The 15,716-nt window shown below is 50.7% G+C and carries 12 protein-coding genes, 4 pseudogenes and 1 other annotated feature; of the genes and pseudogenes, 5 read left to right on the top strand and 11 right to left on the bottom strand.

Features of this window, described 5'->3' with window-relative positions; translation table 11 throughout:
- Positions 1-128: 128 nt before the first annotated feature.
- Positions 129-461, bottom strand: coding sequence for an osmotically-inducible lipoprotein OsmE (gene osmE, locus JZM30_RS02940; RefSeq protein ID WP_252317511.1), 333 nt, complete (start codon positions 459-461; stop codon positions 129-131).
- Positions 462-677: 216 nt separating this feature from the next.
- Here osmE and nadE point away from each other — a divergent pair, with 216 nt between their 5' ends.
- The 4 genes and pseudogenes from nadE to JZM30_RS02920 all read left to right on the top strand — a co-directional run bounded on the left by nadE (position 678) and on the right by JZM30_RS02920 (position 4,839).
- A complete protein-coding gene (gene nadE / locus JZM30_RS02935; RefSeq protein ID WP_252317509.1) occupies positions 678-1,502 on the top strand; it encodes an NAD(+) synthase in 825 nt (274 codons plus the stop codon).
- A 77-nt stretch (positions 1,503-1,579) separates the two neighbouring features.
- Positions 1,580-2,470 (top strand): annotated as a pseudogene (gene yddG, locus JZM30_RS02930) (aromatic amino acid DMT transporter YddG).
- A 79-nt stretch (positions 2,471-2,549) separates the two neighbouring features.
- Entirely contained in the window at positions 2,550-4,268 is a 1,719-nt protein-coding gene (locus JZM30_RS02925; protein WP_252317508.1) for an ABC transporter ATP-binding protein, read from the top strand.
- A 160-nt stretch (positions 4,269-4,428) separates the two neighbouring features.
- Positions 4,429-4,839 carry a nitrous oxide-stimulated promoter family protein gene (locus JZM30_RS02920; RefSeq protein ID WP_291830637.1) on the top strand — a complete coding sequence of 137 codons (411 nt, stop codon included), beginning with the start codon at positions 4,429-4,431 and terminating at the stop codon, positions 4,837-4,839.
- A gap of 30 nt (positions 4,840-4,869) precedes the next feature.
- Here JZM30_RS02920 and ihfA read toward each other — a convergent pair whose 3' ends face one another.
- The 7 genes from ihfA to thrS form a co-directional block, all read right to left on the bottom strand.
- Complete coding sequence (ihfA, locus tag JZM30_RS02915) at positions 4,870-5,166, bottom strand: integration host factor subunit alpha (RefSeq protein WP_252317507.1); 297 nt, start codon at positions 5,164-5,166, stop codon at positions 4,870-4,872.
- A 4-nt stretch (positions 5,167-5,170) separates the two neighbouring features.
- Positions 5,171-7,558 carry a phenylalanine--tRNA ligase subunit beta gene (pheT, locus tag JZM30_RS02910; protein ID WP_252317506.1) on the bottom strand — a complete coding sequence of 796 codons (2,388 nt, stop codon included), beginning with the start codon at positions 7,556-7,558 and terminating at the stop codon, positions 5,171-5,173.
- A gap of 15 nt (positions 7,559-7,573) precedes the next feature.
- Entirely contained in the window at positions 7,574-8,557 is a 984-nt protein-coding gene (gene pheS / locus JZM30_RS02905) for a phenylalanine--tRNA ligase subunit alpha (RefSeq protein WP_252317505.1), read from the bottom strand.
- A gap of 55 nt (positions 8,558-8,612) precedes the next feature.
- Positions 8,613-8,738: a sequence feature (Phe leader region), on the bottom strand.
- Between the two features lie 234 nt (positions 8,739-8,972).
- Positions 8,973-9,329: a 50S ribosomal protein L20 gene (gene rplT / locus JZM30_RS02900; protein ID WP_252317504.1), complete on the bottom strand. Its 357-nt coding sequence runs from the start codon at positions 9,327-9,329 to the stop codon at positions 8,973-8,975.
- Between the two features lie 42 nt (positions 9,330-9,371).
- Positions 9,372-9,569: a 50S ribosomal protein L35 gene (gene rpmI / locus JZM30_RS02895; RefSeq protein ID WP_252317503.1), complete on the bottom strand. Its 198-nt coding sequence runs from the start codon at positions 9,567-9,569 to the stop codon at positions 9,372-9,374.
- Positions 9,570-9,666: 97 nt separating this feature from the next.
- Entirely contained in the window at positions 9,667-10,209 is a 543-nt protein-coding gene (infC, locus tag JZM30_RS02890; RefSeq protein WP_252317976.1) for a translation initiation factor IF-3, read from the bottom strand.
- Between the two features lie 3 nt (positions 10,210-10,212).
- Positions 10,213-12,141, bottom strand: a complete 1,929-nt coding sequence (gene thrS / locus JZM30_RS02885) for a threonine--tRNA ligase (protein ID WP_252317502.1) — start codon at positions 12,139-12,141, stop codon at positions 10,213-10,215.
- 448 nt (positions 12,142-12,589) lie between these two features.
- Here thrS and JZM30_RS02880 point away from each other — a divergent pair, with 448 nt between their 5' ends.
- Positions 12,590-13,024 (top strand): FMN-binding protein, encoded by a 435-nt coding sequence (locus JZM30_RS02880; protein WP_252317501.1) that lies wholly within the window; start codon positions 12,590-12,592, stop codon positions 13,022-13,024.
- Between the two features lie 109 nt (positions 13,025-13,133).
- Here JZM30_RS02880 and JZM30_RS02875 read toward each other — a convergent pair.
- The 3 pseudogenes from JZM30_RS02875 to JZM30_RS02865 all read right to left on the bottom strand — a co-directional run bounded on the left by JZM30_RS02875 (position 13,134) and on the right by JZM30_RS02865 (position 15,651).
- Positions 13,134-14,475 (bottom strand): annotated as a pseudogene (locus JZM30_RS02875) (amino acid permease).
- 114 nt (positions 14,476-14,589) lie between these two features.
- Positions 14,590-14,820: pseudogene (locus tag JZM30_RS02870) on the bottom strand (YebO family protein).
- A 110-nt stretch (positions 14,821-14,930) separates the two neighbouring features.
- A pseudogene (locus JZM30_RS02865) lies at positions 14,931-15,651 on the bottom strand (GNAT family N-acetyltransferase).
- Between the last annotated feature and the right edge of the window lie 65 nt (positions 15,652-15,716).

Genomic DNA, 15,716 nt, shown 5'->3' with positions numbered 1-15,716 from the left:
GTTGCTGACAGACTGTCCTACGCCTACCGTCATTCCCGCACAGGCTGGAATCTCATGCAGAAGAAACGCGCTTATTCTCACAGAGGTCCCCGGCTTTCGCCGAGGATAGCGTGACTTGTCCAACACTATTACCGTTGCGGATTGGTGTCATAGGCCTCGCAGCTTTGGAAGCCCTTGTTCAACACTTGCCCACGGTCGTTGAAACTTACAAAATAGTTCTGCGTCGTGCCATCACGGTTTTTCAACAAGTAGTTAAAGCAGGTGCCTCGAGCGTTTTTCAACCGTACTTCTGACGCAGGCGCGCCAGCAATTTGCAGCACTTGCTGTTTGGTCTGTCCGGTCTTCACCTCTTTAACCACCGGCTCGGTAAAACTACTTTCTGCACGATTATAGGCTGAACACCCAGAGAGAAGGAAAGCCCCCGCAGCACCAAGACATATCAGTAGTCGATTATTTTTCATGTTATTACCTAATTCATTAATGGGTCACTGGCAAGGCTAGATGGCTCGCGGCAATTTTCAAATCGGTATTCGTTCACATTTTATTGCCTTGCTGCGCCAATAAAAGTAAATATACGCGCGCACTGCTTGTCCTTTTTCTTCACGACGATTAGCTTTACACTCTACCCATCAAGCTAATTATTTCGCAGTATCAACAGGTTCAGGAAAGGGGCCATCATGTCATTGCAGCAAGAGATCATCCAGGCACTGGGTGTTAAGCCTACTGTCGATCCCGATGCCGAAATTCGCATCAGCGTTGATTTTTTAAAGAACTATCTTAAGGTCAATCCCTTCATCCGTTCGTTAGTACTGGGGATCAGCGGCGGGCAAGATTCTACACTGACCGGCAAACTGTGCCAGACTGCCATCAATGAGCTGCGTAGCGAAACTGGCGATACGCGTTATCAGTTTATCGCTGTACGCTTGCCGTATGGCATTCAGGCGGATGAGGCCGATTGCAAGGATGCCATCTCCTTCATCCAACCGGACAGCGTGTTAACAGTAAATATCAAGCCCGCCGTCGAAGCGAGTGAAGCCACCCTGGCGGCCATCGGCGTAACGCTGTCCGATTTTGTCAAAGGCAACGAAAAGGCACGGGAGCGCATGAAGGCGCAATACAGCATTGCGGGCATGAACGTGGGTCTGGTGGTCGGCACCGACCACGCCGCAGAAGCTGTCACGGGTTTCTTTACCAAATACGGTGACGGTGGCACGGATATCAATCCTATTTTTCGTTTAAATAAACGGCAAGGGAAAGCGCTGTTGAAGGTACTCGGCTGTCCGCAGCACCTGTACACCAAAGCCCCTACGGCCGATCTGGAAGAGAACCGCCCTTCGTTACCTGATGAAACCGCCCTTGGCGTCACCTATAACGAAATCGATGACTATCTGGAAGGAAAAGCGCTCGACGCCGATCGCGCCGCCATTATCGAAAACTGGTATAAAAAGACCGAACACAAACGCCGCCCTCCGGTTACTGTATTTGACGATTTCTGGCACTGATAGGCAGGCAGTAGACGCTGCGCGGATGTCTGAAACGGCATCCGTTTGCTTTTGGAACAATGACAATAAACATGGATATGACCCCACAACGCGCCACGCTGGCAGGCCTGTTAGCGATTCTGCTTTGGAGTACTTCTGTCGGCCTGTTACGCAGTTTAACCGAAGCCCTCGGCCCTGTCGGCGGGGCGGCGATGATATACAGCACCTGTACGCTCTGTCTGGTGCTGTTCTCCGGATTCCCGTCTCTGCGCGGTTTTTCCAAAGGCTATTTGTTCGGCGGTGGATTACTTTTCGTCTGTTACGAAATCTTCTTATCGCTCTCCATCGGCTTTGCCGCGAATCGCGTGCAAGCGATGGAGATGGGCATAATCAATTACCTTTGGCCAAGTCTCACGCTCTTGTTCGCAGTTTTTATCAACCAACAAAAAAGTAGCCTTGGGCTATGGATTGGGGTCGCGCTCGCACTGGTAGACATCGTCTGGATGATGAATGGCGAAAGCCACTGGTCGCCATTAGTGATGTGGTAAAACATTCTGACCAACCCGCTGGTCTACGACCTGGCCTTCGCCGCCGCCATTTCCTGGGCGCTGTATTGCAATATCACCAAGCGCCTCGCGCGGGGTAAAAGCGGCAATACCTTGTTCTTCTTCGCCGTCAGCGTTGTGCTGTGGGTTCAATACGCGGCCTCAGCCAGGCCGCCGATGGCGTTTTCACTCACTACCGGGCTAGAATTGCTGTTTATGGGGGCATCGACAGCCGTCGCCTATTCAGCCTGTAATACCGGTATTCAGCGCGGCAACATGACATTGCTCGCGACTGCATCTTATTTCACGCCGGTGTTCTCAACGCTGCTGGCCGCCCTCTGGCTGCATACGGTGCCTGATTTGGCTTTTTGGCAGGGTGTCGCCATGATCACTCTGGGTTCATTGGTCTGTTGGTGGGCCACGCGAGAGACACAAAAACAGTAGGGTTTTATCGCATTCCCTTCAGCGGACAATACCTGTTATAGTGCGCTTCAAATTTATTTAACTCATTTCATCGTATTGTATGTTAAAGCGTTTTTTTGCTTACTACGCCCCCTACAAGGGGCTGTTTGTCCTTGATTTTGGCTGTGCCATCATCGCCAGTTTACTCGAGCTTGGTTTCCCGATGGCCATCAAGGCGTTCATCGACAAGCTGTTACCGGCTCAGGACTGGTCACTCATTTTACTCGCCTCAGTGGCTCTGCTGCTGGTCTACTTGCTCAATACCGCGCTGATGGCGATCGTCAACTACTGGGGACATGCGCTGGGCGTCTGGATCGAAACCGATATGCGCCGTCAGGCTTTTGAGCATCTGCAAAACCTGCCGTTCCGCTATTTCGATAATATTAAAACCGGGCACATCATCACCCATGTAACCAAAGATCTTGAAGAAGTTGGCGAAGTAGCCCACCACGGGTCGGAAGATTTTTTCCTTGCCATCATGACCTTTATTGGTGCCTTTATCCTTATGGCTACCGTACATCTTCCTTTGGCGATGATTACCGTGGTCATTGTGCCGTTCATGACCTACCTGGTCAGCCGCTACGGTGCGCAGATGACCGACACCTGGCGACGTCTGTTCGGTCAGGTCGGGAACTTTAATGCGCGCATTGAAGAGAGCATTGGCGGTATTCACGTGGTTAAGGCATTCGCCAATGAGTTTCATGAAAAAGCGCTGTTCGCGCAGGACAATGAGAACTATCGCACCATCAAACTGCAAGCCTATCGCATCATGACCGCCAGCCTGACGCTGAGCTATCTCAGTACACGCTTGATTCAACTGATTATCATGCTGGCGGGCATATGGTATGTGATTCAAGGAGAACTCTCCTACGGTGGCTTTATTGGTTTCCTGCTGCTGATTGAAGTGTTCTTCCGTCCGGTTGCCAAGATAACCTCCGTATTGGAGAGCTATCCGAAGGGGATTGCCGGGTTTAAGCGCTCCACCCAATTGATTGATACAGTGCCTGATATCAAGGATGCCCCCGATGCCCGTGCGGTCACGCACCTGAAAGGAGATATCCGTTTTGATCACGTTAGTTTTGGTTACACGCCAGAAAGGCCGACGCTGCATGACATAACCCTCTCTATTCACGCAGGAGAAACCGTGGCATTCGTTGGTCCGTCAGGCGCAGGGAAAACTACGCTGTGTTCTCTGTTACCGCGTTTTTACGACTTAAACGCGGGTGCTATTACCATCGATGGGATTGATATCCGAAACATGACGCAAGCGTCATTACGCCATCAGATCGGTATCGTGCAGCAGGATGTCTTTTTGTTTGGTGGCACAATCCGGGAAAACATCGCTTACGGTAAATTGGGTGCGAGCGATGAAGAAGTTATGCACGCCGCTCAGCGCGCCAAGCTAGATGAACTGATCGCCACCTTGCCAGACGGATTGAATACCGTTGTCGGTGAACGTGGGGTGAAACTCTCCGGGGGGCAGAAACAGCGTTTATCCATAGCGCGGGTTTTCCTTAAAAACCCACCGATCCTGATTTTGGACGGGGCGACCTCCGCGTTAGATACGGCAACTGAACAGGCTATTCAGCAATCGCTAAGCGAACTATCAAGCGGGCGTACTACGCTGGTGATCGCACACCGCCTGGCGACTATCCAGAACGCCGATCGTATCGTGGTGGTGGATGAGGGACGGATTATTGAGCAAGGCAGTCATCAGGATCTGCTCGATAACAGCGGCAGCTATGCCCGTCTGCATCAGGCCCAGTTTGGTCAGGCGTAACGGCTTCATCGCGATGCTTTAATCTTCAGGCGAGAGCGTTGCCTCTCGCCGTTTTCCTCCCTACTCCCTTTTTTCCCGCTTTTTTTGACATTCATGGTATCTCACCCAATAAAATACATTTTAAATGCATTAATTGAAATAGCCGGATGAGAGGCCAACCGTGGCAAGAAAACCGATGGGAAAATATCGTCTGCGAGAACTGCGCACCGTTCTGCTAATGATAGATCTTTATGAAAAGCATCATCCCGCAGAGGTTGAGTACGGCGATCGCTACCAGCAACTTTCTGCCTATGCCACTAACCGCCTTGAGCGCTGTCAGTTTGGCGAAGAGAAGCCGGCCTGTAAGCATTGCCCAATCCATTGCTATCAACCGGCCAAGCGCGAACAGATTCGCGCTATTATGCGCTGGTCGGGACCGCGCATGTTATTGCAACACCCTATCCTGGCGATACGCCATCTAATTGATGATCACCGCCCTGTACCGGCACATACACCACGGCAGGCCCCCACAACACGGGTGCATCAATCGCAAAATGCTAACGCCGAACAAGGCATAAAAAAAGGCCGCTGACGCGGCCTTTTTTTGAATTGCATGTAAGAACTACTCTTTGGGAGAGGCGTTCTCGACTCTGCTTTTGAGCTTTTGACCTGGACGGAAGGTGACCACCCGGCGCGCCGTAATCGGAATATCTTCACCCGTTTTAGGGTTACGTCCCGGCCGTTGGTTCTTGTCGTGCAGATCGAAATTACCAAACCCCGATAACTTTACCTGCTCACCATCTTCCAGAGCACGGCGAACTTCTTCAAAAAAGAGTTCGACGAGTTCTTTGGCATCCCGTTTACTCAGCACGAGCTTTTCAAACAGGTATTCTGACATTTCAGCTTTAGTAAGCGCCATAGGTTCAATCCCTCAAGGATGCTTGGAATCGCTGTTTTAGTGCCTCTACGCATTGTGATACGGTAGCGGCAATATCCTCTTCTGCCAGTGTACGAGAGGTATCTTGCAATACCAGACTGATCGCCAGGCTCTTATACCCTTCTTCTACGCCATTGCCTCGGTACACGTCAAACAAGTTTACGCCAACTAACTGATTTGCGCCAACTTTCTTACATTCTGACAAAACTTCGCCTGCCGAAACGTTTTCTGCTACCACAACCGCGATATCACGACGGTTCGACGGGTAGCGAGAAATTTCGCTCGCATCAGGAACCACGCGGTCTGCGACCTTGTTCCAGCTCAATTCGAACACTACAGTACGGCCATTCAGATCCAGCTTACGTTCCAGCTTTGGATGGATTACGCCAATGAAACCAACCGGTTTTCCTGCCAGATAAATCGCTGCGCTCTGGCCAGGATGCAACGCCGGATGTGATTCGGCTTTGAACTCAATTTCCGAAAGTTTACCTGTCAGTGACAGCAGCGCTTCCAAATCGCCTTTAAGATCATAGAAGTCAACCGTCTGACGCGCCAGACCCCAATGTTCATCATAGCGATTCCCGGTAATCACGCCAGCTAACATAAGATCCTGACGAATACCGAGTTTATCCTGACTATCAGGAACGAATCTTAAACCGCTTTCAAAGAGGCGCAGACGGCTCTGCTGGCGGTTTTGGTTATACACCACCGCCCCAAGCAAACCGCTCCACAGCGACAGACGCATTACTGACATTTCGGTGGAAATCGGGCTTGGCAGAATCAGCGCTTCTTCACCAGGATGAATCAGCGATTGCACTTTAGGATCGACAAAGCTATAGGTAATCGCTTCCTGATAACCGCGGTCAACCAGCAGCGTTTTCACGCGCTTGAGCGAAAGCGCCGCTTCACGGTGCGATGTCATGGTGAGCGGTGCATGGGTCGGGATATTGGGAATATTGTTGTAGCCGTAAACACGGGCAACCTCTTTCACCAGATCCTCTTCAATCTCCATGTCAAAACGCCAGCTCGGTGCTACGGCGGTCCAGCCTGCATCAGTGCGTACCACGCTGCAACCGAGGCGAGTCAGGATGTCGCTTACCTGTTCGTCTGGGACGACATGCCCAATCAAACGGTCCAGTTTTTCTCTGCGCAGCGTAATGGTTGCACGGGCTGGTAAATGAGCGTCATTGGTCACATCAATCACCGGCCCGGCATTACCACCGCAAATACTCAGCAGCAGTTGGGTCGCACGTTCCATCGTTTTGTATTGCAACGCAGGATCGACACCACGTTCGTAACGGTGCGAGGCATCGGTATGCAAGCCGTGACGGCGGGCACTCCCGGTGATTGCCAGCGGATTGAAATAGGCACACTCGAGCAGCACGTTACGGGTTTCACCGTTAACCCCAGAGTGTTCACCGCCGAAAATACCGCCCATTGCCAGCGCTTTGTTGTGATCGGCAATGACCAGGGTGTCAGTATTCAACGTCGCTTCATTACCATCAAGCAGCGTCAGGGTTTCACCTTCTTGTGCCAGACGCACCACAATACCGCCGTCCAAGCGATCCAGATCGAAAGCGTGCATCGGCTGCCCTAACTCCAGCAGCACGTAGTTGGTCACATCCACAACGGCATCGATTGAGCGGATACCGCAACGACGCAACTTCTCGCGCATCCACAGCGGCGTTGCCGCCTTCACATCAATACCTTTCACCACGCGTCCCAGATAGCGCGGGCAAGCGTCAGACGCCTCTACGCGGATCGGGAAAGTATCGGAAACCGTTGCGGCGACCGGCGTAATATCCGGTGCCGTCAGCGACAGTTGGTTCAGCACCGCAACATCACGGGCTACGCCAATGATACTCAAGCAGTCGGCACGGTTAGGCGTCACGCTGATTTCGATGGCGTTATCATCCAGCCCGATATAGGCACGGATGTCAGTGCCGATCGGCGCATCGTGCGGCAATTCGATAATGCCGCTGTGGTCTTCAGAAATGCCAAGTTCGGAGAACGAGCACAACATTCCTTCAGAAGGTTCGCCGTGCAGCTTGGCTGCCTTGATTTTGAAATCGCCCGGCAGCACAGCACCAATCGTTGCAACAGCAACGCGCAGCCCCTGACGGCAGTTGGGTGCGCCACACACGATATCCAGCAGACGTTCACCACCTACGTTAACTTTGGTAACGCGCAGCTTATCGGCATTGGGATGCTGGCCGCATTCAACGACTCCACCTACTACCACACCATGAAACGCCCCCGCAACTGCCTCAACGCCATCCACTTCCAGGCCGGCCATGGTAATTTGTTCTGACAGTTCGTCACTGCTGATTGCCGGGTTAACCCACTCGCGCAGCCAATGTTCACTGAATTTCATAATGTTGTACCCGCCTTACTTAAACTGTTTGAGGAAGCGAAGATCGTTTTCGAAGAATGCGCGCAAATCGGTTACGCCATAGCGCAACATGGTCAGACGCTCCATCCCCATACCAAGCGCGAAACCGGAGTACACTTCCGGATCGATGCCAACGTTACGTAATACGTTAGGGTGCACCATGCCGCAGCCCAGCACTTCAAGCCATTTGCCGTTTTTACCCATCACATCCACTTCTGCGGACGGTTCAGTAAACGGGAAATAGGACGGGCGGAAACGCACCTGCAAATCTTCTTCGAAGAAGTTACGCAGGAAATCGTGCAGCGTGCCTTTAAGGTTGGTAAAGCTGATGTTTTTATCCACGATCAGACATTCCATTTGATGGAACATCGGCGTATGGGTTTGGTCGTAATCGTTACGATAGACGCGGCCTGGCGCGATGATGCGGATCGGCGGCTGCTGTTTTTCCATGGTGCGAATTTGCACCCCAGACGTTTGGGTACGCAGTAAACGCGTAGCATCAAACCAAAAGGTGTCATGATCGGCACGCGCAGGGTGGTGCCCCGGAATATTCAACGCATCGAAGTTGTAATAAGCATCTTCGATTTCCGGCCCAGTGGCTACCGAGAAACCCAACTCACCGAAGAAGGTTTCGATACGATCGATGGTACGAGTGACCGGATGCAAACCGCCGTTTTCCATGGTGCGTCCCGGCAGGGAAACATCGATGGTTTCTTCTGCCAGACGGGCGTTCAGCACCGCCGACTCCAACGTTTGTTTGCGGACGTTCAGCGCTTCTTGCACATCCTGCTTCGCCTGGTTGATGACCGCACCCGCCGCAGGGCGTTCGTCTGCGGGCAAATTGCGTAGCGATGTCATTTGCAGGGTTAAATGCCCTTTTTTTCCCAGGTATTCGACACGCACATTATCCAGCGTCGCAATATCCTGAGCCGCGTCTATGGCTGTTCTGGCATTCGCTACCAGCTCTGCGAGATGTGGCATTGCATTCCTCTTCTTCTGCCTGTATGGCCAGTTATCATGATTAGAACCAAACGCAAATAAAAAAGCCTCCCGGCGGGAGGCTTCAAGCGCTATTTTTCGTTTCTTTTCTTACGCGCAAAGCCTCCTGAGATCAGGCGCTAAAGTAAAAAAAAGAAACGGAAAATAGCAGTAGTCATACTTGCGTTACCTTAATGTCAATACGCTTGCGCGTCACCAGTGTCGATGTTTATCGCCAACAGCCTATCGGCGGACACGTTTACGGTAAAAATGTTACTACAAACAGCACTGTCTTATTGGAAATCGACCCGGATAAAAAATCAATCACAACAGTTATGGATATCGCTCAATGTGGCAGAAAGGACACACTGATTGCTCCTTAAACAAAAAGGGAGCAACGCTCCCTCTTTCCACTGGCTTACGCCAGGGCTACTTTCGCTTTTTCAACCAGTGCAGAGAATGCCACTTTGTCGAATACGGCGATATCAGCAAGAATCTTACGGTCGATTTCAACAGAGGCTTTTTTCAGGCCGTTTATGAATTTGCTGTAAGGCAAGCCATTTTGGCGAGCTGCTGCATTGATACGTGCAATCCACAGCTGGCGGAATTGACGTTTACGTTGACGACGGTCGCGGTAAGCGTACTGACCAGCTTTGATTACTGCCTGGAAGGCAACACGATAAACACGCGAACGGGCACCGTAGTAACCTTTCGCTTGTTTCAGAATTTTCTTGTGACGTGCACGAGCAACCACACCACGTTTTACGCGAGCCATATGCTCTCTCCTAAAGTCTTATTCTTGATTCAAAAAGGTTACTTATGCGTACGGCAGACATGCGACAACCAGGCCCAGATCCCATTTGGAGACCATACCCTTCGGACACAGATGACGTTTACGTTTAGTCGCTTTTTTGGTCAGAATATGACGCAGGTTAGCATGCTTACGCTTAAAACCACCTTTGGCGGTCTTTTTAAAGCGTTTAGCGGCGCCACGTACTGTTTTGATCTTTGGCATGTTAATTTCCACTTCGCATTGTTGATATAATGAATCAGCTAAGGCGAACAAAACCCGCGCGATGCGGACACCGCACGGGTTCTATTACTTGAATGCCTTACTGTTTCTTCTTCGGTGCAAGCACCATGATCATCTGGCGGCCTTCGATCTTCGTAGGGAAGGATTCGACCACTGCCAGTTCACTCAGATCGTCACGAACGCGGTTAAGCACTTCGATACCAATCTGTTGGTGCGCCATTTCACGTCCGCGAAAACGCAGGGTGATTTTGGCCTTGTCACCGTCTTCCAGAAAGCGAACCAGGTTGCGTAGTTTGACCTGATAGTCGCCATCATCGGTACCAGGACGGAATTTGATTTCCTTAACCTGGATAACTTTTTGTTTCTTCTTCTGTTCCTTGGTGGCCTTACTCTTCTCGTAGAGGAACTTGCCGTAATCCATGATTCGGCAAACCGGCGGCTCGGCGTTAGGACTGATTTCAACTAAATCAACACCTGCTTCCTCGGCTTTCTCTAACGCTTCATTCAGACTGATAATGCCAATCTGCTCGTTATCGACGCCTGTTAGACGTACCTCTTGCGCGCGAATTTCTCTATTGATGCGATTAGGACGCGCCGGTTGAACTCGTTTTCCGCCTTTTATACCTTATTCCTCCAACTGATGAAGACTACGGCTGCGAATTTCTTGTTGCAGCTGCTTGATCACTTCGTTAACGTTGATGCTTCCCAAATCTTTGCCGCGACGGGTGCGAACGGCCACTTTGCCCGCTTCCACCTCTTTATCACCGCAAACAAGCATATAGGGAACACGTCGTAAAGTGTGCTCGCGGATTTTAAAGCCTATTTTCTCATTTCTCAAGTCCGCTTTTACACGAATACCTGCATCTTGCAGTTTTCGCGTCAATTCACTGACATATTCGGACTGTCCATCGGTGATATTCATCACCACAGCTTGCACCGGCGCCAACCAGGTTGGGAAGAATCCTGCGAACTCCTCGGTAAGAATACCGATGAAGCGCTCCATGGAGCCCAATATGGCACGGTGAATCATCACCGGCACCTGGCGCTCGTTACTTTCGCCCACATAAGAGGCGTTTAAACGGCCCGGCAGTGAAAAGTCGAGCTGCACCGTACCACATTGCCAGGCGCGATCCAAACAATCGTGCAAAGTAAATTCAATTTTCGGACCATAGAATGCTCCTTCACCCGGCTGATAATCAAACGGAATCCCGTTCTCTGTCAGCGCAGCCGCCAAATCGTGCTCAGCTCGATCCCACATCTCATCGCTACCGATGCGCTTTTCAGGGCGGGTGGAAAGCTTAACGACGATTTTTTCAAAGCCGAAGGTGCTGTACATGTCGTACACCATCTTGATACAGCTATTCACTTCTGCACGAACCTGTTCTTCGGTACAGAAGATATGGGCGTCATCCTGCGTAAATCCGCGCACACGCATCAACCCGTGCAGCGAGCCTGACGGTTCGTTGCGGTGGCAACTGCCGAATTCGGCCATGCGCAGCGGCAAATCGCGGTAAGATTTTAACCCCTGATTGAAAATCTGCACATGCCCCGGGCAGTTCATCGGCTTGATGCAATATTCCCGGTTCTCTGACGAAGTGGTGAACATGGCTTCTTTGTAGTTTTCCCAGTGCCCGGTTTTTTCCCACAGCACGCGGTCCATCATAAAGGGCCCTTTCACTTCCTGATACTGGTACTCTTTGAGCTTCATGCGCACAAAAGCTTCCAGTTCACGGAATACCGTCCAGCCATCGTTGTGCCAGAACACCATGCCTGGTGCTTCTTCCTGCATACGATACAGGTCGAGCTGTTTGCCAATTTTACGGTGATCGCGCTTGTCAGCTTCTTTCAGACGCTGCAAATAGGCACCCAACTGTTTCTTGTCTGCCCAAGCCGTACCGTAGATACGCTGTAACATCTTGTTTTTGCTATCGCCACGCCAATAAGCACCCGAGGTTTTCTGCAATTTGAAATGATGGCAGAAACGCATATTGGGCACATGCGGACCACGACACATGTCGATGTATTCTTCGTGATGATACAAGCCGGGACGATCGTCGTGGCTGATGTTTTCATCCAGAATGGCGACCTTATAGGTCTCGCCACGCGCAGCGAAGACATCACGCGTTTCCTGCCAACTGATCTTTTTCTTGATAACGTCGTAATCTTTGTCGGCCAGTTCATGCATGCGTTTTTCAAGCAGATCGATATCTTCCTGCGTCAGCGTGCGATCTAAATCAACGTCATAGTAAAAACCATTATCGATGACCGGGCCGATCGCCATTTTGGTATCCGGCCACAGTTGCTTAATGGCGTGTCCCAACAGATGCGCACAAGAGTGGCGCAGGATCTCCAGCCCCTCTTGATCCTTGGCGGTAATAACCGCCAATTGTGCATCAGAGTCGATCAGATCGCTGGCGTCCACCAGTTCACCGTTAACACGGCCCGCGATACAGGCTTTCGCCAGACCAGGACCAATATCCAGTGCCACATCAAAAGGAGAAACGGCACGATCATATTGACGCTGACTTCCATCAGGAAGCGTAATAACAGGCATTCTAGTTCCCTTATTCGCAGTGGTGACCCACACGAAAGATCACATACGAAAATGAATTCATTTAGTTTTCAAAACATTGTGTAACCATCTAACCAACCGTCGTTAAATTGGTACACCTGGCACAAAATCAAAATCCCACGAAGCGTGGGATTAGTGACAAACTTCATGCTACCACCATTAGCAGGGATGAACCAGTCACTTACCACGTCCGTTAGTGCGTCAAATAACCGCTATTTTCCCACTTGTCATAACGTGTTTATCTTACCGGTCACAAATTGCCCTACAATTACCATGATCATGACCTCGTTTTGTTAAGCAGAACACTTTATTTAACTAAAGGTCAGCGGTACTCTTCAACCACTATTGGTGCCTGAAATTGGCCCCAACAGACAGATTACTTTATACATTTACACACAAATACACTGATAAGAATACTGAGGATGAAACCATGAAAATGAAGTTCATACCCATTGTTGTGGCGAGCCTTTTCGCTGTGGGTGTTCACGCTGCCGATGGTGCCATCAAAGACGGGACATACCGCGCTGAAACCGTTAATTTCGATGATAAAGGGTGGAAACCGTTTGTAGAAGTGACTTACAAAGACGGGAAAATTGCCGCCGTAAAATTTGACTACAACAGCCAAAAAGACGGTCATCTGAAAACCACTGATGTGGAATACAATAAGAAGATGAAAGCTGCAACAGGTGCGAACCCAGAGGAGTATACAGTCAAACTGGCTCAAGGATTGGTTGAAAAACAAAATCCGGAAAACGTTTATGGTGTAATTGGTGCCACCCACTCCAGCGAAGATTTTGTCGTGCTGGCGAATGCGGCAATTGCCAATGCAAAAGCAGGCAAGACCGACGTAGCGAAAGTCGAATAATACCTCACTGCACTTCATCGCCGGCGTTGACATGATGACACCGGCGATGAGAAGAAAACCCGCTTAATCCTGTTATTCTTTCACGCCATGCGCCAGCATTTCAGCCGCTTTACGACGCTGAGACAGGTAAAAAACCCAGCCAGATAAGGCCCACCCAAACCGGGATTAACAACACAGAAATCCGGATACCTGGAGTCATTAGCATGATGACCAGAATGGCAGTCAGGAAAAGTAAACACAGGTAGTTGCCATATGGATAGAAAATCGCCTTGAAATGGGTCACTACGCCGCACTGGTCCATCGCGCGGCGAAAACGCAGATGCGCCACACAAATCATGATCCAGTTAATCACCAGCGTTGATACCACCAACGCCATCAGGAGCTCAAAGGCCTTGCCGGGCATAACGATAGTTAATCAGCACGCCAATCGAGGTCGCCAGCGCAGAAAGCGCAATGGACCGGACCGGTACACCGCGCCCATTGACGCGGGACAACCAACGTGGCGCATTCCCCTGAGTGGCGAGGCCAAATAACATGTGACTGTTGCAATAGACCCCACTGTTGTATACCGACAACGCCGCAGTCAACACCACCAGGTTCAGCACATTGGCGATAGCGTTGCTGTCCAGGGCATGGAAAATCATCACAAACGGGCTGCCGCCGCTGACCACGTTCTGCCATGGATAAAGCGACAGCAGGATACCGAGCGAGCCAATATAAAAGATCAGAATGCGGTAGACGACCTGATTAGTCGCTTGCGGGATAGAACACTTAGGATCGGCAGCTTCAGCGGCAGTGATCCCGACCAGTTACAATCCACCGAAAGAGAACATGATCACCGCCATCACCAGGCTACTGATGCCGTGCGGGAAAAAGCCGCCATGTTGCCACAGGTTGCGTACCGTAGCCTGCTCTCCCCCCTGCCCGCTTAGCAGTAACCAGGCACCAAATCCAATTATGCCAAGGATCGCCAGGACTTTGATGATGGCAAACCAGAACCCGGTTTCACCATACACCTTCACATTAACCAGGTTGATGGCATTGATCAGTATAAAAAATACCGCCGCTGATACCCAAGTGGGCACATCAGGCCACCAATATTGAATGTAGATCCCGACGGCAGTGAGTTCAGCCATGCCCACCAGGATAAACATTGCCCAGTAGTTCCAACCTGCGAGGAAACCGGCAAAGCTGCCCCAATATTTATAGGCAAAGTGGCTGAACGACCCTGCAACCGGCTCTTCAACCACCATTTCGCCCAACTGGCGCATGATCAGGAAAGCAATAATGCCCGCGACACCGTATCCCAACAGCACGGAAGGTCCCGCCATCTGAATGGTCTGCGAGATCCCTAAAAACAGCCCTGTCCCTATCGCACCGCCTAAAGCGATTAGTTGAATATGGCGATTCTTTAATCCCCGTTTTAATACCAGCTCACTCTCTACCGCCATGTTGTATTCACTTTTCCATTTGCTGTTTTTGATTATTGTACGCACATCGTCACGTTGGTTACCTGCGCTATGTAGAAGCAATGCTGACGAGCGCCCAAGCTATTGCAGTCAGTCTTAGCGCTCTGGAATAACGTTGAACGCATCAAATTCTGGTGCGGATGCGGCCACGGTTTCAGGCTCAGATGACGTAACATCCGCAGTGGCAGGCGCTAACGACTGAAGCAACGCGGTTTGAATTCGTTGCTGTTCCAAAATTTCTTGCAGCAAGCGGATCTTTTCATTGGCACGGACACTGGCGCGATTAACAAAAAACTATACCAGCGCGGTAAACAGCACCATCAACATGATAAAAACAATCTGTAAAATATTCACAACAACCCCAACTCATATTCTCAACCCAAGCATATCCGGGTCATACTATCACTTCTTAGCCGCCCACGCCTATTACATCCTGCTCATGAACCCTCTTTCAGCCGAGACAGCCTGATAGCGGCGAGCGATTGGATCTGTTTTCCTTCAGTATCGAAGTTACCCTGTGCCAGCCAATCGAGAAAATCCAGCTTTCGTTGTGGCCATTCAGTATCCAACAGTGAAAACCAGGCAGTGTCACGCGTACGCCCTTTATAAATGACAGCCTGACGAAAAATACCTTCAAAAGTAAAACCCAAACGCAGAGCGGCGCGACGCGGCGGTGCATTCAGGCTATCGCACTTACACTCGTAGCGACGATAGTGCAGTTGTTCGAAGACATAGCCCATCAGCAAAAAATGCGCTTCTGTCGCAAGTGGCGTGCGCTTTAATGCAGAGGAAAAAGCGACAGAACCGACTTCGATAACACCGTTGTTCACATCAACGCGCATCAACGAGAATGTGCCCACCGCGTTATCGGTGCGTGTGTCGATAACCACATAACATTGGGTATCCTGCTGCTGTTCTACCGTGGTCAGATAAGCACGGTACTCATCCTTATCACGAAACGGGCCGACAAACATATAGGTCCAATCGCGGCCATCCGGCGTAGGCGATATAAAGCGCATCGGCATGCAGTGCCACACTTAATGGTTCAAGCCGACAAAAACGCCCGGTGAGCGTGATACGCCATGGGAACGCCCGCGCTGACCATAAAGGAAGCGCTTCGCCGACAGGTTGCCCATAGCCGTTCACATGCTCAGTCATTATTCTCATTCTCCAGATGTTAAAAAACCCACCGTCAGGCAGGCTTTTTGAGAAGCAATCGTTTG

Origin of the sequence: Candidatus Symbiopectobacterium endolongispinus, from assembly GCF_018777385.1 — a bacterium.
GTDB classification, from domain to species: domain Bacteria; phylum Pseudomonadota; class Gammaproteobacteria; order Enterobacterales; family Enterobacteriaceae; genus Symbiopectobacterium; species Symbiopectobacterium endolongispinus.
This window is presented reverse-complemented; position numbering and strand designations above follow the sequence as displayed.